Origin of the sequence: Cupriavidus plantarum (assembly GCF_905397285.1) — a bacterium.
GTDB lineage: Bacteria > Pseudomonadota > Gammaproteobacteria > Burkholderiales > Burkholderiaceae > Cupriavidus > Cupriavidus plantarum.
The window spans coordinates 77,636-96,622 of sequence record NZ_CAJPUX010000003.1; the positions used below are offsets into that span (position 1 = coordinate 77,636).

General features: G+C 65.5%; 17 protein-coding genes. 7 read left to right on the top strand and 10 right to left on the bottom strand.

Features of this window, described 5'->3' with window-relative positions; all coding sequences use genetic code 11:
• Window positions 1-252: 252 nt before the first annotated feature.
• Both KHP16_RS15025 and KHP16_RS15030 read left to right on the top strand, forming a co-directional pair.
• Complete coding sequence (locus tag KHP16_RS15025) at window positions 253-3,195, top strand: ribonucleoside-diphosphate reductase subunit alpha (protein ID WP_115952803.1); 2,943 nt, start codon at window positions 253-255, stop codon at window positions 3,193-3,195.
• A 64-nt stretch (window positions 3,196-3,259) separates the two neighbouring features.
• Window positions 3,260-4,447: a ribonucleotide-diphosphate reductase subunit beta gene (locus KHP16_RS15030; RefSeq protein WP_115952802.1), complete on the top strand. Its 1,188-nt coding sequence runs from the start codon at window positions 3,260-3,262 to the stop codon at window positions 4,445-4,447.
• A gap of 93 nt (window positions 4,448-4,540) precedes the next feature.
• On the opposite strand, the gene KHP16_RS15035 is transcribed toward KHP16_RS15030, so the two are convergent.
• On the bottom strand, window positions 4,541-5,272 hold the full coding sequence (locus KHP16_RS15035; RefSeq protein WP_211960607.1) for an Abi family protein: 732 nt from the start codon (window positions 5,270-5,272) through the stop codon (window positions 4,541-4,543).
• Window positions 5,273-5,792: 520 nt separating this feature from the next.
• Here KHP16_RS15035 and KHP16_RS15040 point away from each other — a divergent pair.
• A complete protein-coding gene (locus KHP16_RS15040) occupies window positions 5,793-6,080 on the top strand; it encodes a DUF4148 domain-containing protein (protein WP_211960608.1) in 288 nt (95 codons plus the stop codon).
• A gap of 81 nt (window positions 6,081-6,161) precedes the next feature.
• Window positions 6,162-6,743 (top strand): DUF2239 family protein, encoded by a 582-nt coding sequence (locus KHP16_RS15045; protein WP_211960609.1) that lies wholly within the window; start codon window positions 6,162-6,164, stop codon window positions 6,741-6,743.
• Window positions 6,744-6,784: 41 nt separating this feature from the next.
• Here KHP16_RS15045 and KHP16_RS15050 read toward each other — a convergent pair whose 3' ends face one another.
• Genes KHP16_RS15050 through KHP16_RS15065 form a run of 4 tightly spaced genes read right to left on the bottom strand, consistent with a single transcriptional unit; the run spans window position 6,785 to window position 10,981 of the window.
• The gene (locus KHP16_RS15050; protein ID WP_211960610.1) at window positions 6,785-7,612 is read right to left on the bottom strand and encodes an SDR family NAD(P)-dependent oxidoreductase; all 828 of its coding nucleotides are present in this window, start codon (window positions 7,610-7,612) and stop codon (window positions 6,785-6,787) included.
• Window positions 7,612-8,409 carry a citryl-CoA lyase gene (locus KHP16_RS15055; RefSeq protein ID WP_115952791.1) on the bottom strand — a complete coding sequence of 266 codons (798 nt, stop codon included), beginning with the start codon at window positions 8,407-8,409 and terminating at the stop codon, window positions 7,612-7,614. The genes KHP16_RS15050 and KHP16_RS15055 overlap by 1 nt, the downstream gene beginning before the upstream one ends.
• Before the next feature lie 14 nt (window positions 8,410-8,423).
• Window positions 8,424-9,914, bottom strand: a complete 1,491-nt coding sequence (locus KHP16_RS15060) for a class I adenylate-forming enzyme family protein (protein WP_211960611.1) — start codon at window positions 9,912-9,914, stop codon at window positions 8,424-8,426.
• A 23-nt stretch (window positions 9,915-9,937) separates the two neighbouring features.
• Window positions 9,938-10,981 carry a tripartite tricarboxylate transporter substrate binding protein gene (locus tag KHP16_RS15065; protein ID WP_211960612.1) on the bottom strand — a complete coding sequence of 348 codons (1,044 nt, stop codon included), beginning with the start codon at window positions 10,979-10,981 and terminating at the stop codon, window positions 9,938-9,940.
• Window positions 10,982-11,095: 114 nt separating this feature from the next.
• On the opposite strand from KHP16_RS15065, the gene KHP16_RS15070 reads away from it, so the two are divergent.
• Window positions 11,096-11,935: an IclR family transcriptional regulator gene (locus KHP16_RS15070; RefSeq protein WP_109580081.1), complete on the top strand. Its 840-nt coding sequence runs from the start codon at window positions 11,096-11,098 to the stop codon at window positions 11,933-11,935.
• On the opposite strand, the gene KHP16_RS15075 is transcribed toward KHP16_RS15070, so the two are convergent.
• Window positions 11,892-12,929, bottom strand: coding sequence for a LysR family transcriptional regulator (locus KHP16_RS15075; RefSeq protein WP_109580082.1), 1,038 nt, complete (start codon window positions 12,927-12,929; stop codon window positions 11,892-11,894). The two genes, KHP16_RS15070 and KHP16_RS15075, sit on opposite strands and share 44 nt — an antisense overlap.
• Window positions 12,930-13,097: 168 nt before the next feature.
• Between KHP16_RS15075 and KHP16_RS15080 the strand changes: the two genes are divergently transcribed.
• Window positions 13,098-14,054, top strand: a complete 957-nt coding sequence (locus KHP16_RS15080) for a quinone oxidoreductase family protein (protein WP_109580083.1) — start codon at window positions 13,098-13,100, stop codon at window positions 14,052-14,054.
• Window positions 14,055-14,068: 14 nt separating this feature from the next.
• Here the strand turns inward: KHP16_RS15080 and KHP16_RS15085 are convergent, their stop codons facing one another.
• Window positions 14,069-14,986: a recombination-associated protein RdgC gene (locus tag KHP16_RS15085; protein ID WP_109580084.1), complete on the bottom strand. Its 918-nt coding sequence runs from the start codon at window positions 14,984-14,986 to the stop codon at window positions 14,069-14,071.
• Window positions 14,987-15,136: 150 nt separating this feature from the next.
• Window positions 15,137-15,736: a BPSL1445 family SYLF domain-containing lipoprotein gene (locus KHP16_RS15090; RefSeq protein ID WP_109580085.1), complete on the bottom strand. Its 600-nt coding sequence runs from the start codon at window positions 15,734-15,736 to the stop codon at window positions 15,137-15,139.
• Between the two features lie 249 nt (window positions 15,737-15,985).
• Here KHP16_RS15090 and KHP16_RS15095 point away from each other — a divergent pair, with 249 nt between their 5' ends.
• On the top strand, window positions 15,986-16,465 hold the full coding sequence (locus tag KHP16_RS15095; protein WP_244835825.1) for a hypothetical protein: 480 nt from the start codon (window positions 15,986-15,988) through the stop codon (window positions 16,463-16,465).
• An 18-nt stretch (window positions 16,466-16,483) separates the two neighbouring features.
• Here the strand turns inward: KHP16_RS15095 and KHP16_RS15100 are convergent, their stop codons facing one another.
• Both KHP16_RS15100 and KHP16_RS15105 read right to left on the bottom strand, forming a co-directional pair.
• Window positions 16,484-17,317 carry an aldo/keto reductase gene (locus tag KHP16_RS15100; RefSeq protein ID WP_211960614.1) on the bottom strand — a complete coding sequence of 278 codons (834 nt, stop codon included), beginning with the start codon at window positions 17,315-17,317 and terminating at the stop codon, window positions 16,484-16,486.
• Between the two features lie 24 nt (window positions 17,318-17,341).
• A complete protein-coding gene (locus tag KHP16_RS15105) occupies window positions 17,342-18,733 on the bottom strand; it encodes a GntP family permease (RefSeq protein ID WP_109580087.1) in 1,392 nt (463 codons plus the stop codon).
• Between the last annotated feature and the right edge of the window lie 254 nt (window positions 18,734-18,987).

Here is an 18,987-nt window from a genome sequence, read left to right on the forward strand (position 1 = left end):
CCCAGTTTTTCGAGGCGACCACAATATCTAGTGGTCCCCTCCAGGGACCGACCCCAATGTGAGGCGTGCGGCGGCATGGGATGTGCTGCCGGCGCCGCAGCAGCGGAGCGGGTCGGGGCAATACCAGAGTCCCTAGCAGAATGATCGCCAGTGCAGTGGGGTTCTCGCCCGGCAAAGCCGGAACCGAGAGTGTCTTCTGAAGCGCATTTTGCTAGGGACTTTGTCACTTCCAAATACAAGGGGAACTACCTCATGCAAACGGCCCAGAACGAACTCGCCACTGGCGTATCGAGCGCTGTCGGTGCAGCCGGCACGTCGCAGTCCACCTCCGCCGCTGCGGGAACGGGTTATCAGGACTACAAGATCATTCGCCGCAATGGCGCCGTCGTGGCGTTCGAGCCGAGCAAGATTTCCGTCGCCGTGACCAAGGCCTTCCTGGCCGTCAACGGTGGCACGGGTGCCGCCTCCGCGCGTGTGCGCGAACTGGTGGAACAACTGACGCAGTCGGTCGTGCGCGCGCTGCTGCGCAGCCGCCCGAACGGCGGCACGTTCCATATCGAGGACGTGCAGGATCACGTGGAACTGGCGCTGATGCGTTCGGGCGAGCATGAGGTGGCCCGTGCATACGTGCTGTATCGCGAGAAGCGTTCGCAGGAACGCGCGCAGGCCAATGCGCAGGCTGTGGCCCGCGTGCAGGAAGCCGGCGGCGTGGCCGTCAACGTGCTGGACGCCGGCGTCGTGCGTCCGCTGGACCTCGTGGCGCTGCACGAGCTCATCGACACGGCCTGCAGCGGTCTGGGCGAAGGCGTGAGCGCCGAGCCGATCCTGAAGGAAACGCTCAAGAACCTGTACGATGGCGTGCCGCTGACGCAGGTCTACGACTCGGCCATCCTGGCCGCCCGTACGCTGATCGAGAAGGATCCGGCGTACAGCCAGGTCACGGCCCGCATCCTGCTGCACACGATCCGCAAGGAAATCCTTGGCGCCGAAGTGACGCAGTCGGAAATGTCGGTGCGCTACGCCGAGTACTTCCCGAAATTCATCGCGCGCGGTATCGAAGCCGAACTGCTCGACGAGAAGCTGGCCACGTACGACCTGGCCCGTCTGGGCGCGGCGCTGGACGCCTCGCGGGACTTCCAGTTCAACTACCTCGGCCTGCAGACGCTGTACGACCGCTACTTCCTGCATATCGACGAGACGCGCATCGAAATGCCGCAGGCATTCTTCATGCGCGTGGCCATGGGCCTGGCGCTCGAAGAGAAGGACCGTGAAGCGCGCGCGATCGAGTTCTATCAACTGCTGTCGTCGTTCGACTTCATGTCGTCCACGCCGACGCTGTTCAACTCGGGCACGCGCCGTTCGCAGCTGTCCTCGTGCTACCTGACCACGGTGTCGGACGACCTCGAGGGCATCTATGAGGCGCTCAAGGAAAACGCGCTGCTGTCGAAGTTCGCGGGCGGCCTGGGCAACGACTGGACCAATGTGCGCGCGCTGGGTTCGCACATCAAGGGCACCAACGGCAAGAGCCAGGGCGTGGTGCCGTTCCTGAAGGTGGTGAACGACACGGCCGTGGCCGTAAACCAGGGCGGCAAGCGCAAGGGCGCGGTGTGCGCGTACCTGGAGACGTGGCACCTGGACATCGAGGAATTCCTCGAGCTGCGCAAGAACACCGGTGACGACCGTCGCCGCACGCACGACATGAACACGGCCAACTGGATTCCGGACCTGTTCATGAAGCGCGTGATGGAAGGCGGCGAGTGGACGCTGTTCTCGCCGGCGACCTGCCCGGACCTGCACGACAAGGTCGGCAAGGCTTTCGAGACCGCCTACCTCGGCTATGAAGCCAAGGCCGCCAGCGGCGAGCTCAAGCTGTTCAAGAAGATCCCGGCCGTGCAGCTGTGGCGCAAGATGCTGGGCATGCTGTTCGAGACCGGTCATCCGTGGATCACGTTCAAGGATCCCTGCAACATCCGCAGCCCGCAGCAGCACGTGGGCGTGGTGCACAGCTCGAACCTCTGCACGGAAATCACGCTGAACACGAACGACAGCGAGATCGCCGTCTGCAACCTGGGCTCGGTCAACCTCGTCGCGCACCTGAAGCAACTGGCCGACGGTTCGCACGTGCTCGACCACGAGAAGCTGCAGAAGACCATCCGCACCGCGATGCGCATGCTCGACAACGTGATCGACATCAACTACTACGCCGTGGACAAGGCGCGCAATTCGAACCTGCGCCATCGTCCGGTCGGCATGGGCATCATGGGCTTCCAGGACTGCCTGCACGTGCAGCGCGTGCCGTACGCCAGCGATGCCGCGGTGAAGTTCGCCGACACGTCGATGGAAGCGGTGTGCTACTACGCGTACCAGGCATCGACCGAACTGGCTGAAGAGCGCGGCCGCTACAGCACGTACGAGGGCTCGCTGTGGGATCGCGGCATCCTGCCGCAGGACTCGCTGAAGCTGCTGGCCGAAGAGCGTGGCGGTTACCTCGACGTGGATTACTCTTCGACGATGGACTGGGATGCCCTGCGCGCCCGCATCAAGCAGCACGGCATGCGCAACTCGAACTGCATCGCGATCGCGCCGACGGCGACGATCTCGAACATCATCGGCGTGTCCGCGTGCATCGAGCCGACGTTCCAGAACCTGTATGTGAAGTCGAACCTGTCGGGCGAGTTCACGGTGGTCAACGACTACCTCGTGCGTGACCTGAAGGCCCGTGGCCTGTGGGACGAGGTGATGGTTGCCGACCTGAAGTACTTCGACGGTTCGCTGGCCCGTATCGACCGCATTCCGCAGGACCTGCGCGACATCTACGCCACCGCGTTCGAAGTCGAGCCGACGTGGCTCGTGGAAGCCGCCAGCCGCCGCCAGAAGTGGATCGATCAGGCACAGTCGCTGAACATCTATATGGCCGGCGCGTCGGGCAAGAAGCTGGACGACACGTACAAGCTTGCATGGACGCGCGGTCTCAAGACCACGTACTACCTGCGCACGATCGCCGCCACCCACGTGGAGAAGTCCACGGTGTCGCGCGGTTCGCTGAACGCGGTGTCGTCGGGCGCGGACAACGGCGGTGTTTCGGCGCTGGACAAGGCGGCCGCCGCGGCGCCCGTGATGCCGGAAGCCGAGGGCGCGGTCTGCACGATGCGTCCGGGCGATCCTGGCTTCGACGAGTGCGAAGCCTGCCAGTAAGCATTGCCATGCCGGGCCGCGTTCATGACGGCCCGGTAGCGACCCAATCAATCGGAGAAACACTATGCTGAGCTGGGAAGACGACGCTCAAGCTGCATCCCAACCGCAGGCTGCACCGCAACCCGCGTTGCAACCCGCATTGCGCACTGCCGACGAGCAGGGCGCGCTGCCGCCGGCCGCCACGCAGCCCGCGGGCATTCTTGGCAATCTGCCGGCGTCTGGCGATCAGGCCTCGCGCCGTGTGAACGCCGCCGACAAGCGCGTGATCAACGGTTCCACCGACGTCAACCAGCTGGTGCCGTTCAAGTACAAGTGGGCGTGGGAAAAGTACCTCGCCGGCTGCGCGAACCACTGGATGCCGCAGGAAATCAACATGTCGCGGGACATCGCGCTGTGGAAGGATCCGAACGGCCTGACCGAGGACGAGCGCCGCATCATCAAGCGTAATTTAGGCTTCTTCGTCACGGCCGATTCGCTGGCCGCGAACAACATCGTGCTGGGCACCTACCGCCAGATCACGGCGCCGGAATGCCGTCAGTACCTGCTGCGCCAGGCCTTCGAAGAGGCCATCCACACGCACGCCTACCAGTACATCGTGGAGTCGCTCGGCCTCAATGAAGCCGAGATCTTCAACGCGTATCACGAAGTGCAGTCGATTCGCGACAAGGACGAGTTCCTGATTCCGTTCATCGACACGCTGACCGATCCGTCGTTCAAGACCGGCACGCCGGAGAACGACCAGAAGCTGCTGAAGTCGCTGATCGTGTTCGCCTGCATCATGGAGGGCCTGTTCTTCTACGTGGGCTTCACGCAGATCCTCGCGATGGGCCGCCAGAACAAGATGACGGGTGCCGCCGAGCAGTACCAGTACATCCTGCGCGACGAGTCGCTGCACTGCAATTTCGGTATCGACCTGATCAACCAGATCAAGCTCGAGAACCCGCACCTGTGGACCGCCGAGTTCAAGGCCGAGATCACCGAACTGTTCAAGAAGGCCGTGGACCTCGAGTACCGCTACGCCGAGGACACGATGCCGCGCGGCGTGCTGGGTCTGAACGCGCCGATGTTCAAGTCGTACCTGCGTTTCATCTGCAACCGCCGCTGCCAGCAGATCGGCCTCGAGCAGCTGTTCCCGAACGAGGAAAACCCGTTCCCGTGGATGAGCGAGATGATCGACCTGAAGAAGGAACGCAACTTTTTCGAAACCCGCGTGATCGAGTATCAGACGGGTGGGGCGCTGTCCTGGGACTAATGGAATCGTGAGACTTCCTGAAGTCAAAGCTTGAAAGCATAAAACAGGCGACGCACTTAGCGTCGCCTGTTCCGTTTTGTGGGCGTCACAGTACTAAACGCGGGTCAGTCCGCTAGCGGTCCAGACGTTGGTGACCGAACTAGACTCGTAGTGGCAGAGATGAGACAACTGCCCCGTGAAGGTGCTCATTGTCTCCATTACGCCAGCTGTTGCGGGACACAGCAGTCTCCCCACCTGAACGATGAGATCGTGCGCCACAGGTAGATTGAGATGGAAGATCGGCTCGTGATGTGCCACCCGATTGCGCAGCTGGCGGAGTTCTTCCAACTGCAGCTTTAGCCGGGCGCGCTTAGGGGCTTTTTGCGGCTTGAAGGCCCGATGCAGGCATGGTGTCCAAAGCGAATGTTCCAGACGGGGGGCCAGTAGGCGCGGCCAAAAGCCGAATGGGAGCTCAGCAATGATCTTTCCGGGCGGTATCGCGACGTCGCGTGGCCAATGCTTAGTCGAGCTTCGCTGAGCTTGGACAAGCTGAGCTCGCATTTGAACGTCCATCAGGGCGAGAAACTTAGTCACCTTGAACCAATCGCCGCCGTATTGCGCTGCCAGCTCGGCATCGAATTTGTTGCGTAGGGCGATCTCGACGTAGTGCAAGTCGGTCATGATCGCTGCGCTGATCTTTGCGTTTGCTACATACAGCCGCACTGCATGCGACAGGTCCTGTTTTGCTGCGCCGAGGTATTTACCTAGCCTATGACGGGTCAGCGTGGAGACGACACATTCCAGCCGCTCGCCGTCCAGTTGCAGTACCGTATCAATTGCTTCCATCGTCGTATTCCGAAATTGGTGGCAGCGGTAGCTAAGGGGCTTGCGTCTCCTTCCCAGAGAGGCGTACGATTCGCCGCTACGGAAGCCCCCGGTGTGACCTCTGCGAAAGCATGCCCCCGGGGGCAATTTCATTTGCGCGCAGCATGTTTGCTCACGAGCGCGCGGGCCGCACGGGCCGTAGCGGCATGGATTACTTCCCCCTCGTGTGAATCCAATCGATAGATTCTGTGTCGCGGCGTCCATCGCGGATATGGGATGATTCTCAATTTCGATACCTAGATGCTCATGGCCTGCGATAGGTAGTCCTTGAACTCATGGAGGACATTCGCGAAGCCAAGGAGTCGTCGGAACATACGCTTTTAGCCGTCTATGCACTTGAGACGATCCGGCAAATCGTCGAGACGGATCGGCAAGGGCCCGGTGCGGTGGGCGCCTAGACTGAAGTCATCGATCGCCGTGGTCGCAAGCCGTCAGCGACGCGATGCGATCTGTAATGGATCGATGTCTTCAGGAGCCCATCATGCAAACCCATACCTTCCGCGCTTCCACGCGGTTGCGCACGCTTGCCACGGTTGTTGCCTTTGCCGCCGCCACGGCGGTCTCGTTTTCGGCGCACGCGGCTGACGCTGCCGCCGGCCCTGTTACGCATGCCAGTCTGATGAAGGAGCTGTCGGAGCTGCGGGCGGTGGGCTATGACCTGTTCGATGACAATTTTCCCGAATCGCTGCAGCGGGCCGAGCGGAAGCTCGAGGCGAAGCGGCGGGCGCAGGAGCAGGGGATTGCCGTGCAGGGTTCGTCGGCGAGTTAAGTGTTATTTTATCCGGGTGCAATTGACATCTGATATTTCACCCGGATAGAATTCGCGCATCATTCATGCGTGGAGACACCGATGTCATCCCTCCAACAAGCCACCGCCTTTGCTGGCGATCAGCGGCTGGCTAGTGGTTCTTATCTGGAGGTTGCGCTAGCGATCCGCGACGCTGTGGCGTCAGGGTCCGACGCGACAGTTCTCGCTTTTGACGACGCCACCGGTCGCCAGATCGATTTCGATCTTCGGGGCACGGATGCGGATATTGCAGCGCGGCTGGCTGCGCCCGAGGCGCCCAATGCAACCAACGCAGGCGGCGAACGCAAGCGCGCCGGACGCCCTTCGCTCGGCGTCGCGGCGCGAGAGGTCACGCTGTTGCCGCGCCATTGGGAATGGCTGGGCGACCAGCCCGGTGGCGCGTCCGCGACCCTGCGCCGGCTCGTCGATGCCGCAAGCACCTCGCCGGAGGCCGACATGCGCCGCGCGCAGCAGACGGCAGACCGCTTCATGTCGGTGATGCTCGGCAACCAGCCCGGCTACGAAGAAGCCTCCCGCGCCCTCTACGCCGCGGACCGCGAACGCTTCATGACGCTGAGCCGCAAATGGCCCAAGGACCTGCGCGAGCACGCGCGCAAGCTCGCGGCGGGGGCGTTTGCAGGGTGAATGTGGTTAGCGACGAGGCCAGTCTGAGAACGCTACCCGTGTCAGGAGAACTTCCCCGTCAAGCCGCCATCGACCAGCAGTTCCGTGCCCGTGACGTAGGCGGCGGCGTCTGAAGCCAGAAAGGCGCAGGCGTTGGCGATGTCCCAGGCGGTGCCCATTCGTCCGAGGGGGACCTGTCTGGCGCGAGCCGTGCGGGCGTCATCGAGGCTTGTTTCGGAGAACATTTTGGCCACCGTGTTCGCGATACGTGGGGTGTCGATGAGGCCGGGGACGACCGTGTTCGCGCGGATGCCATTGGCGGCGTATTGCTGCGCCAGCATGCGGGTGAACTGGATCACCGCGGCCTTCGTCACGCAGTACGACAGGTGCGGGTAGCCGAGGTAGCGCATGCCCGCGACCGACGAGATCGTGATGAGCGCGCCGCGGCCTTGTTCGATCATGTCCGGGAGCACCTGGCGCGACGCCAGCAGCAGGCTTCTGACGTTGACCGATTGCGCCTGGTCGAAGTCCTCCAGCTTCGTGTCCAGCGGCCCGCCGGTTTTGCCGATGCCGACGTTGTGGTGCAGGACGTCGATCACGCCGAAGCGTGCTTTGGCCTCGGCGAACAGCCGGGCGACGTCGGCTTCGTCCGCCACGTCGCCGATGAAGGTGTCTGCCGTGCCGCCTTCATCGCGGATGAGCCGCGTGGTCTCCTCGGCCGACGCCCGGTCGCGGTCCGCGACGCAGACGCGGGCGCCCAGGCGCGCGTACGTGACGCACGCCGCCCGGCCGATGCTCCAGCCGGGACCCGCCGAGCCGCCGCCGGCGACGAAGATGGTGCGGTTGGCGAGACTCAGGGGGACTGCCGGCGAAGCAGCGGTGGTCGTCATCAGCCATGCTCCGTGTTTTTGCCGCCCTTGCCGCCCTCACCGACATACGGGATCGCATGCTCCACCGTATCCCAGATGAACCGCCCCGACGGACTCTGCTGTTCCTCGACGATATGGGCGACGAGCCCCGCCGCGCGCGAGATGACCGCGAAGCCGCGCATGACGGCCGTCGGCACGCCGATCTCGCCGAGCAGGGCAGCCACCGCGCCCGTGGCATTGATCGTGATCGGGCGGCCGGCGACCTCGTCCACCGCGGTGGACAAGCGTTCCAGCGCGCGGATATGCCGGCCGTCGAGTTCCGATTCCGCGCGGCCGAGCTCGAGCAGCTTGTACGCGCGCGGATCCACCGGTTTGTGCAGATGGTGGCCAAAGCCCGGCACCGGGCTTTTCAGGCCCTTGTAGTGGCGCGCAATCGCCAATGCCTCGGCATCCGGATCGTCGGCGGCGAGAATGCGATCGAGCAGCTGCGAGCAATTCTCCATCGTGCCGACGAACGAGCTACCCACTGCCAGCAATCCCGCAGACACAGCCCCTTGCAGGTTCTCCGGCGCGCTCATGTAGATGAGCCGCGTGGCAATCGCGCTCGGGGTCAGGCCATGCTCCATGAGCACGATGAGCACGACATCGGTGATGCGCATATCGACCGCGCGCGGTTCGCGGCCGAGGATCTGCATCAGCATGACCTCGGTGAAGGTCTTTTTGCCAAGCAGGTCTTCGACGAGATCGGCATCGCGGTAATGCAGGCTCGTGAGCGTGTGGGTGCAAAGGCGGGTGACGGGCGGTTCGTTGTGAGCCATGATGCTTGTCTCCTTCAGGCTGCGTGTTGCGAGAGCGCGAGCTCGCGCACGGATGTCTTGAGTACCTTGCCAACGGTCGACCGCGGCAGGCTGGTATGGAAGTGGATGCGCTTGGGCGTCTGCACGGGTCCGAGCCGCCCGCGCACGAAGGCGATCAACTCCTCCTCGGTCGCGGTGCAGCCCTCCCGCAGTTGCACGGCCGCGTGCACGGCCTCTCCCCACTTGTCGTCCGGAATCCCGAAGACCGCGCTTTCGTGCACGGCCGGGTGCTGGCCCAGCGCGTTCTCCACGTCGATCGGATATACGTTGAAGCCGCCCGTGATGACGACATCGCGCAGCCGGTCCTTCAGGTAGAGATAGCCGCGTTCATCGATGAGCCCGCGATCGCCCGTATGGAGCCAGCCATCGACGATCGTCTTCGCGGTCAGCTCGGGCAGGCGCCAATAGCCGGTCATGACGAGATCGCCGCGCGCGACCACCTCGCCGACCTCGCCAGTGGGCAATATCGCGCCCTCGGGCGACATGATCGCGACATCGCTGAACCACGTCGTGCGCCCCACGGAAGCCAGATTTGAAGGGTCTTCGAAATCCTCGGGCCGCATCACGGTGAGCAGTTGCGGCGCTTCGGTCTGGCCATAGGTGGTGGCCATCACGGGGCCGAAGAACTCGCGCGCGACGCGCAGTTTTTCCGCGGGCATCGGCGCGCCGCCATAGATCAGCCGTCGCAGGCGCGGATAGTCCGCGCGCGATGCACCCGGCAATGCCATCAGCATGTAGATCAGCGTCGGCGGCATGAACGCGATGGAGCCGCCGCGCTCGCGGAACGCCGTCCGCACCGCTTCCGCGCCGCTGCCATCCATGATGACGTGACAGCCACCCTGCGCGAGAATCGGCACGACATACGTTGACGTGCCATGCGTGACGGGTGCGGCCACGACGTAACGATCGTGCTCGTCGAAGCCCCACACGTGAATCTGGTTGACGATGTTCGCCACCCACGCGCGGTACGGCTGCATGACGCCCTTGGGCGCACCCGTCGTGCCGCCCGTGAACTTGATCGCCTGTGTCGCATCGCGATCGAGCGACAGCGTGGGACGCGGCGCGCCCGCATACCTCAGGATCTCGGCATCGAGCGCGCGCGTCGTTACGTGTTGTCCCGGCGCACCGTCCAGCAGCGCGGCAATGTCCTCGTCGAACACGAGGATCGACGGCTCGGTGGCATCGACGATCCGGCGCAGTTCGAACTGCGTGCTCTTGGGGTTGAGCGGCACCCAGATCTTGCCACTCGCGAGTACCGCGAGCAGTGCGGTCAGATGCGCGGTGGAGTTGCCCGCGCAGATGCCCACACGGCTCTGCGGCGCCGGGTCACGCGCCTGGAGCGCGGTGGCCAGCGCGGCCACGCGTTCGGCGAGCACGCGGTAGGTGACGGTGCCGTCCGGCGCATCGATGGCGATGTTGTCGGGCCAGCGGTCCGCGGCGCGCCAGAAGAAATCGATCGGTAGCATGGGGTTCCTTCGGAGACGAATACTCAGTTGACGCGCGCGCCCGATTCCTGCACGACGTCGCGCCAGCGCCTGATCTCGGAGAGGGCGAATGCGCGGCATTGCTCGGGCGTGCCGGGCTCCGGCGTGGCGACGAGTTCCTGCATGCGCTGGCGCACGTCCGGCGCGGCCAGCGACTTGTTGAGGGCGGCATTGATCTTGTCGACGATGGGCCGCGGCGTGCCGGCGGGCGCGGCGATGGCGAACCACGACTGGACGTCGAAGCCCGGGAAGCCGGACTCGGCAACGGTGGGGACCTCGGGCAGAAGGGACGAGCGTTGCGCGCTGGTGATGGCGATCGCGCGCAGGCGGCCCGCCTTGATGTGCGGCATGGCGGAGGGCGTGTTGTCGAACATCGACTGCACCTGGCCGCCGAGCAGATCGGTCACGGCGGGCGCGCTGCCCCGATACGGCACGTGCAGCATGTTGCTGCCGCTGCGCATGCGGAAGATTTCGCCCGACAGGTGGATCGACGAGCCCGATCCCGAGGACGCGAACGTGACGCCGTTCGGCGACTCCTTGGCGAAGCGGATGTACTCGGCCACGGTATGCACGGGCAGCTTCGGATTGACCACGAGCACATTGGGAATCTTGGCGATCATGCCCGCGAGCTCGAAATCCCTGACGGGGTCGTAGCCAAGCTTGTCGTAAAGGGAGGCGTTGATCGTATTGGCAATGGTGTACACATACAGCGTGTAGCCATCGGGCGGCGCCTTGGCGACGACCTCGGCGCCCACGTTGCTGTTGGCGCCCGCGCGGTTATCGATGACCACCGGCTGGTCAAGGTTCTCGCCGAGCTTCACGGCGACCAGACGCGCGAGCACGTCGGTGGCCCCGCCCGCGGCGTAACCGACCACGAGGCGCACGGGTTTGGTGGGCCACGCGGCGGGCTGCGCGTGGGCGGCCTTCGGGGCGATAAGGAGGGCGCCGAACAGGGTGCCGAATATGGTGCCGAATACCGCGGCGGCGGCCAGCAGGGCAGGGGCGGCCGACAGGCGTGTCAGCGTCGTCCGGACGGATGGGAAGGTCATGGTTGTCTCCTGGATGGAATGCCAGTCGCGCGCGTCCGTCTTGGTGGTTTTTGTGCCGCGCCGTGAGGCTGCGGCATACTGCGGACTGCATCGTCGACGTGGAAATTCTTTCCCATGAGTTCCCGAGCTGCCACCAGAAACGTCCGCCAGACGGACGATTCATCCCACATCAGGGCGACCCCGCAGTCGGCCGCGGCCGATTCGCCGGAGGCGGGCGCACGCGCATTGCGGCGCGGACTGGCGTTGCTCGACGCGATTCTTGCGGGCGGCCGGGAAGGCCTGCGGGTGGTCGATCTGTGCCGCGTGGCGGGCCTGGAACGGCCCACGGTCTATCGTTTGCTGGCAACGCTGATCGAGAGCGGCTACGTGGCGCCGCGCGGGCGTTTTCGCTATGTCACGGGACCGCGGCTCGCGGCGATGCCCCAGCGGCAGGCCTCGACGGACGTCGCCGAGCGCATCAGGCCCGTGCTGTCGCGTGTGAGCCAGGCCTGCGGCGATGCCGCGTTCGCGATCGTGCGCGACGGGCCGCTATCCCAGTGCGTGGCGCGGCATGTCGGCACGCATCCCGTGCAGGTGCTCGTGATTCAGGTGGGCACCCGGCAACCGCTCGGCGTGGGCGCGGCGGGACTCGCGTTGCTCGCGGCGCTGCCCGATGCCACCGTCGGCGAGATCATCGCGGCGAATGCCGAATCGCTCGGCCAGTACAACGGCATGACGCCCGACCGCATGCGCATTCTCGTGCGGGCAACGCGCGAGCGCGGATGGTCGGTCATCGGCAATCACGCGACGCGCAACGTGCTGGCGGTAGGCATGGCCGTCTCCAATGCGGACGGCGAGCCCGTGGCGGGCATCAGCGTGGCGACGACGCTCGCGCGCATGCCGCGCGAGCGTCAGCAGCTGATCGCGCGCGTCATGCGCGAGTCCGTGGGCGCCCTGCTGCCTCGCGGGCTGTAGGGCGCGGTTTGCGCTTGGGCTTGACCGTGCCCGCCCGCAACGGCAGTTCGGGGCGGCCGATCTCCGCCTGCAGGAAGTCGATGAACACGCGCAGCTTCATCGGCATCGCGGCACGGTTGTAGTAGTAGAGGTACAGCGCCGCGGGCGAGGTCCAGCCGTGCAGCACTTCGACGAGCCGGCCCTCCGCGAGCGCGGCGGCCGCGGACTCGCGCGCGAGGTAGGCAAAGCCGAAACCGTCGCAGGCCGCGCGCAGCAGCAGGCCGGTATCGTTGGACGACACGCGGCCCGTTACGGCCAGGCGCAGCGGCTTCCCTTTCTCCTGCCCTTTGACGCCGCCCTTCTTGCGGCCCGGCGCTTCGTCCCTCTCTTCGAACTCCCACTTGTAGAGCGCGCCGCTGTCGGCGCTGCGGTAGTTGATGCACTCGTGCTTGAGCAGGTCGCGCGGATGTCGGGGTGTGCCCCGCGCGGCCACGTATTCGGGCGAGGCGGCGACGATGAACGGCACGGACGCGATCAGCGGAATGGCCACCATGTCGTCGCCTAGCACGCTGTCGAAGCGAATGCCCGCATCGTAGCCCTTGGTGACGATGTCGACGAGGCTGTTGTCCACCGCTACGTCGAGGCTGATGTTCGGATGCGCGGCGAGAAACCGGCGGAGCAGCGGCTCGATGATCAGGCGGCTCGCGGTGGACGGAATGTTCAGGCGCAGCGTGCCCATCGCCACGTTCGACGCGACGGAGACATCGTGCATCGCGAGTTGCAGTTCCTCGAGCAGCGGCGCCACGCGATCCATGAACGCGCCGCCCGCTTCAGTCAGGCTGACGCTGCGCGTGGTGCGGTTGAACAGGCGCGCGCCGAGCTGCGCCTCGAGCGTGCGCACCGCATAGCTCGCGGCCGAGACGGAGATGCCCGAGGCGTCGGCGGCGGCAGTGAAACTCTGAGTCTCCGCCACGCGCATGAACAGGCGTAGCGACTGGAAATCCGGCTCGCTCATTGTGAAAATCCATTTCAAGAAGCTAGCCGATTATCGTCGTTTTCAGCAGAAAGCGTGCGGGGCTCGCAATTGCCTCAAAACGTCGCGGACGTTTTCAGAATCGGCTCACACACACACGGGCGCCGTGTTTCTACGATCGTGGACTTCGACCTGTCTGGAGTGTCCGCGATGCTTGCCGCCGTTCTTCACCGCCTGGGAGATGTTCCCCGTCTCGATGCCTTCGCCGAACCCGCGCTTGCCCCCGGCGAGGTACGCGTTCGCGTGGCCGCCGCCACGATCAAGCCGCTCGACGTGGCCATCGCCCGCGGGCATCACCACCGCAGCCCGCTCGTGCTGCCCGCCATCTGCGGCACGGACGGCGTGGGGTACCTGGATACGGGCGAGCGTGTGTACTTCACCGGCGTGCGCGCCCCCTATGGCGCGATGGCGACCTTCGCGCCCGCGCAATGCGTGGCGATGATTCCGGACGATGTCGATAACGTGACGGCCGCGGTGGTCGTGGACCGCGCGCTCATGGCGTGGCTGCCGCTGCGGTGGCGCGCGCGCGTGCAGCCCGGCGAGACCGTGCTGGTGGTGGGCGCGACGGGACTGCTGGGGCGCATGACGGTGCAGGCCGCGCGGCTGCTTGGCGCGGGACGCGTGATCGCGGCGGGCCGCAAGACGAGCGAGCTGGAAGCCCTCGGCGCGGATGGGGTAATCGATCTTCGCCTGCCGCCGACGCAACTCCATGCGGCGTTCGCGAGTCATGCCGCGGGCGGCATTGACGTGGTGATCGATTTCATCTGGGGGCCGATATCGGAGGTGCTGATCGCCGCGCTCTCGATGACGTCGGGACACGGCGAGCGCGGCGTGCGCATCGTGTCGACGGGCGAGGTCACGGAAGGGCCGATCGAACTGGCGGGCGCGCATTTGCGCGACGCGCCGGTACTGCTGATGGGGAACGGTCCCGGCAATCGCCCGTCGCCGCGCGAACTCGAGGCGATGATCGAGGAGATTCTCGGCCATGCCGCGGGCGGCGCCTTTCGCGCCGATGCGGAATTGCTGCTGCTGGCCGATATCGCGCAGGCATGGGAGCGTGCGCGCGCGTGCGAAAAGGCACGCGCGGTCGTGGTAAGGGTGGGATAGGGTAGTGCCCGCCCTCAGGCGGCCTTGCGTTCCTCGACCTGACGCTCCCCGCCGAGCGCGTCGGTGATGTCGCCGAGCATCTGCGCGAGTTCGCCGGCCATCAGCGCGAAATCGGCGTCGAAGCGCTCGTCCTCGTCATGCGCGGTGGCGTCGTTCTGTTCCTTGATGACGTCGAGCGGCGCCACGCGTTTGATGGCGAGCGATTCGGTCATGACGAAGGACACGCGATCGTTCCACGTCATGGCCAGGCGCGTGCAGCGCTTGCCAGCCGCGATATGGCGTTGCAGGTCCTCGGGGTCGAGCGGATGGCGCACGTAACGCACGGTGGCCTTGCTCTCGGCGCTCGATTGCAGCTCGATTTCCTGATCGATGCTGAACCCCGCGGGCGCGGTGTCCGAGGACAGCCATTCCGTCATCGCGGCCACCGGCGACTGGTTCACGTGCAGGCCGACGACCGGCAGTGGATCGATCGCCTTGAACAGCATGCCGCGCACTTCGTCGGCCTTGGCGGTACCGGCCGCGTCGATCGCGAGCCAGCCGTTGACGGGGTCGATCCATACGCGCGTGTCGCGGCGGATGCTGAACGCGCGCGGCAGCAGTTCGTCGGTGACCTGCTCCTTCAGTTCCTTGAGTTGCTTGCGGCCGGGCTTGAAGCCCTGTTGCTCCTCAAGCTCCGCCGCGCGCGCCTTCGTGACCTGATTGACGACGGTCGCGGGCAGCAGTTTTTTCTCGGTGCGCAGCAGCAGGAGCATCTGCTTGTTGACGCAATGGACGAGCGGGCCATTATCGCGGGGCGCTGCCCAGCCCTGCGTCTGGGGCTCGAGGCTCGTGCCGGGGAAGAACGCGTGCTTGGCGAGGCAGGCTTCCACCTCTTCCGCGCTCAGCGTCCACGGGGCGGAGAAGCGGTGCAGCTGAAGATTCTTGAACCACATGTGAATTCGGCGCCGGTCTCTGGCGAAAGGAGAAAGGGTCGAATTCTATCCGCTCGCGCGGCCGAGTCCGAAAAGCGCGCGAAAAAAAAAACGGGACGTCGCGGTGTGTCCGCGAGGTCCCGTCTTGCCGGCGTTTAGCCGAATCGTCGGTCAGATGTCGAGCTTCGAGATCTTCGTGCCTTCCAGGCTCAGGCCGGCCATCAGGCCCGCATTGGTCAGCGCGAAACCGACGATCGGCTGCTGGGCCGTGTTGGTGTCGAGCTGGCCGTTGGCGCCGATTGTCGCCAGCGCCACGGTGGCATCCGCGCCCGCGGTCCAGCCGCTGCTGTTGACGAATTTGTTGTACGCGTCCTGCGTCATGAACATCAGGACGAAGGCCTTGGACTGCGCACCGATCTGCCAGCCGATCGAGCCGGAGATCGCGCGGTAGTAGCCACGGTTGGCGCCGCCCGAGCGCAGCACGCCATCGCCGTACTCGCCGCCGACCACGAAGCCAGCCGACAGCAGTTTCGGGAACACGAGAATGCCGCGCGCGCGGTTGCCGAGCTCCTGGGAGCCACGCACGGAGCTGTACAGCCGGTTGAGCGTATCCGTGGCGCCCGCGTCGATCTCGCGCCGTTTGGCGGCCTTGTCGGACGTCGCGTCCGGACCGGTGGTGGTGCACCCAGCGAGCGACAGAGCGCCGAGGGACAGGCCGGAGATGCCCACGAGGCCGGCGCCGCCGGCGGACAGGAATGTTCTACGTTTCATTGGTTCCTCCAGGAGGGGTTCGTGTGTTGCAACCGCCTCTACAGCATAGGCGTACAACGCACATTCGCCAATGCGATGTTGTCTGACACGGAGGGGGTTCGCATCTGACAAGCACAGACATACTTTCTTGCAATTACTTGCAAAAAACCCGCGTCGGTTTGAAACAATGCAGCCTGTAGACCATCATTCAACCTCATGACGATCATCGAGATCGCTCTCTCAAACGCCCCCATGACGACATCTCACGCCGTGACTCGCTCCCTCCTGACTCGCCTCTCCTTCGCACCGCTCGCATCGCTGGCCGCCGCCGCGGTGCTGTCGCTCGCCGCCTGCTCTTCCTCGCAGCCGCCGGGCGACAGCGCGCAAGCCGCCAGCGCCGAAGCCGCCGCCGCCGCGCCCGGCCCGACGACCGCGGCGGGAGCCGATGCGGCCTGGCTGAAGCAGCGCGTCAAGTACATGGATTGCGTGCAGGAACGCGCGAAGGCCAACCTGGCCGCGAAGGGCACGTCCAAGGATGTCGCGGCGAGTGCGATCGACGCGTGCAAATCGCAGCTGTCCACCATGCACGACGCGTTCCAGGATTACCTTTCGGCGCAGATGTCGTCGTCGCATGGCAAGGCGAGCGCGCGGCAGGCCGCCGATCGCGTGACCAACGACACGCGCGAGAAGGCGCGGTCTTACCTGACCCAGTACGTCGAGCGCCAGCGCTACGAAGCCGGGCAGCGCTGAGCCCCCCGCTGAGCCCCCTTATAGCATCGCCAGCGGCTCTGGCCCGCGTGGCGGTGGAAAGATGCGGTCGAGTTCCGTCAGCTGCTGCGGCGTGAACGCGACCTCCAGCGCGCGCACGTTCTCGCGCAGCCGGTCGCGATGGCTGGTCTTCGGAATCGCGATGATGTCGTCGGACTGCAGCAGCCAACCGAGCGCGGCCTGCGCCGGCGTCATGCCGTAGCGCTCCGCGAAGGCGCGCAGCGCGGGCTGGCGCAGCAGGCGCGCCTGCTCGATCGGCGAGTACGCCATGACCGGCACGCCATGCTCGCGGAGCCAGGGCAGCAGGTCGTACTCGATGCCGCGGCGGCTCAGGTTGTAGAGCAGCTGGTTCACCGCGATACCATTGCCGCCCAGCACTTCCCAGAGTTCTTCCATGTCGGCGAGGTCGAGGTTGCTCACGCCGAAATGCCGGATCTTGCCAGCGGCCTGCAGGCGAAGAAACGCCTCGATGGTTTCCTCGAACGGCACACCGCCGCGCCAGTGCAGCAGGTAGAGGTCGAGCCGGTCCGTGCCGAGCCGGCGCAGGCTGCGTTCGCAGGCGGCGACCGCGCCCTCGAGGCCCGCGTTGTGCGGATACACCTTGCTGACGAGGAACACGTCGTCGCGCCGGCCGCCGATGGCTTCTCCCACCAGCGATTCGGACGCGCCCTCGCCGTACATCTCGGCGGTATCGATCAGCCGCAGACCGAGGTCGAGCCCGAGCCGCAGCGTGGCGATTTCCTCGGCGCGCGTGCGCGCGCTATCGCCGACGTTCCATGTCCCCATGCCAAGCGCGGGTACCGGCTCGCCGCCGGGCAGCATGACCGATTTCATGTGCAACCTCCGTCGATGTTCCGGTCAGACCAGACCGGTCGCGTAGTACACCGTGATAACGAAGAATACCGCCAGTGTCTTGATCACCGTCACCGCGAATATATCGCGATAGGACTCGCGGTGCGTCAGGCCCGTGACCGCGAGCAGCGTGATCACGGCGCCGTTGTGCGGTAGCGTGTCCATGCCGCCGCTGGCCATCGACACCACGCGATGCAGCACCTCGAGCGGGATGTGCGCGGCCTGCGCGCCCTGGATGAACGCGTCCGACATGGCCGCAAGCGCGATGCTCATGCCGCCCGAGGCCGAACCCGTGATGCCCGCCAGCGTGCTGACCGATACCGCCGCGTTGACGAGCGGATTTGGGATGCTGCGCAGCGCGTCGCTCACGACGAGGAACCCCGGCAGGGCCGCGATGACGCCACCGAACCCGTACTCCGAAGCGGTGTTGAGCGAGGCCAGCAATGCGCCGCCCACCGCCGCCTTGGTGCCGTCGGCGAAGCGCGTGCGGACGGCGCCGAACGCGGTAACCAGCACGACCAGAATGCCGAGCAGCAGGGCACCCTCGACGGCCCAGATGGCCGTCACGCCCGCGATCTTGGTTTCGATGGGATGCGGCAGGCCGGGCAGCGTCACGCTGTTCGACTCGCCGTACCAGCGCGGGATCATGCGCGTGAGCCAGAAGTTGGCCACACCCACCACGACCAGCGGTAGCAGAGCGAGCAGCGGCGGCGGCAGCTTGCCGCCTTCGCTGTGCTGCGGCTCGTTGAGCAGGTTGGTGCCGTAGCCCTCGCCACGCGCCATCGCGGCGCGGCGGCGCCATTCCAGATACGACAGCCCCACGATGATGATGAACAGCGATCCCACGACGCCGAGGATCGGCGCCGCCCATGACGTGGTCTTGAAGAACGTGGTCGGGATGATGTTCTGGATCTGCGGCGTGCCGGGCAGCGAATCCATCGTGAACGAGAACGCGCCCAGCGCGATCGCGCCCGGCATCAGGCGCTTGGGGATATTGCTCTGGCGATAGAGCTCCGCGGCGAACGGGTAGACCGCGAACACGACCACGAACAGCGACACGCCGCCATAGGTCAGCAGTGCGCAGACGGCGACGATCACCGCGTTGGCGCGCGAGCGGCCGATGTATCGGATCGCGGCGGCGACGATCGACTCCGAAAACCCGGAGAGTTCGACGACCTTGCCGAACACCGCGCCGAGCAGGAACACGGGGAAGTACAGTTTGACGAAGCCGACCATCTTCTCCATGAAGATGCCCGAGAACACCGGCGCCACGGCCGAGGGGTCCGTCAGCAGCACGGCGCCGAGCGCCGCGATGGGCGCGAACAGAATCACGCTGTAGCCGCGGTAGGCGGCAAACATCAGGAAGGCGAGCGCCGCCAACACGATGAGGAACGACATGAGGTCTCCAGATATGGGAATTTCAGCCCGGGCACTCTGCCACAGGTTTGCCGATTGCGTCGGCCACAGGCGCCGTAACAATTTGTGATGGGCGCTGGTAAGGCAAGCGGCCCGCTCGAGGCGGGCCGCAGTGCTTCTATATATAGAAGCAGAAACTATTCTCTGCATCGTGCGGGGGCCGATGGGGCGACGGCCGCGATGCGGGTTTGCCCGCATGCGTTGTCGCACGCCCGGCGCGCGACTCCCCGCGCTAC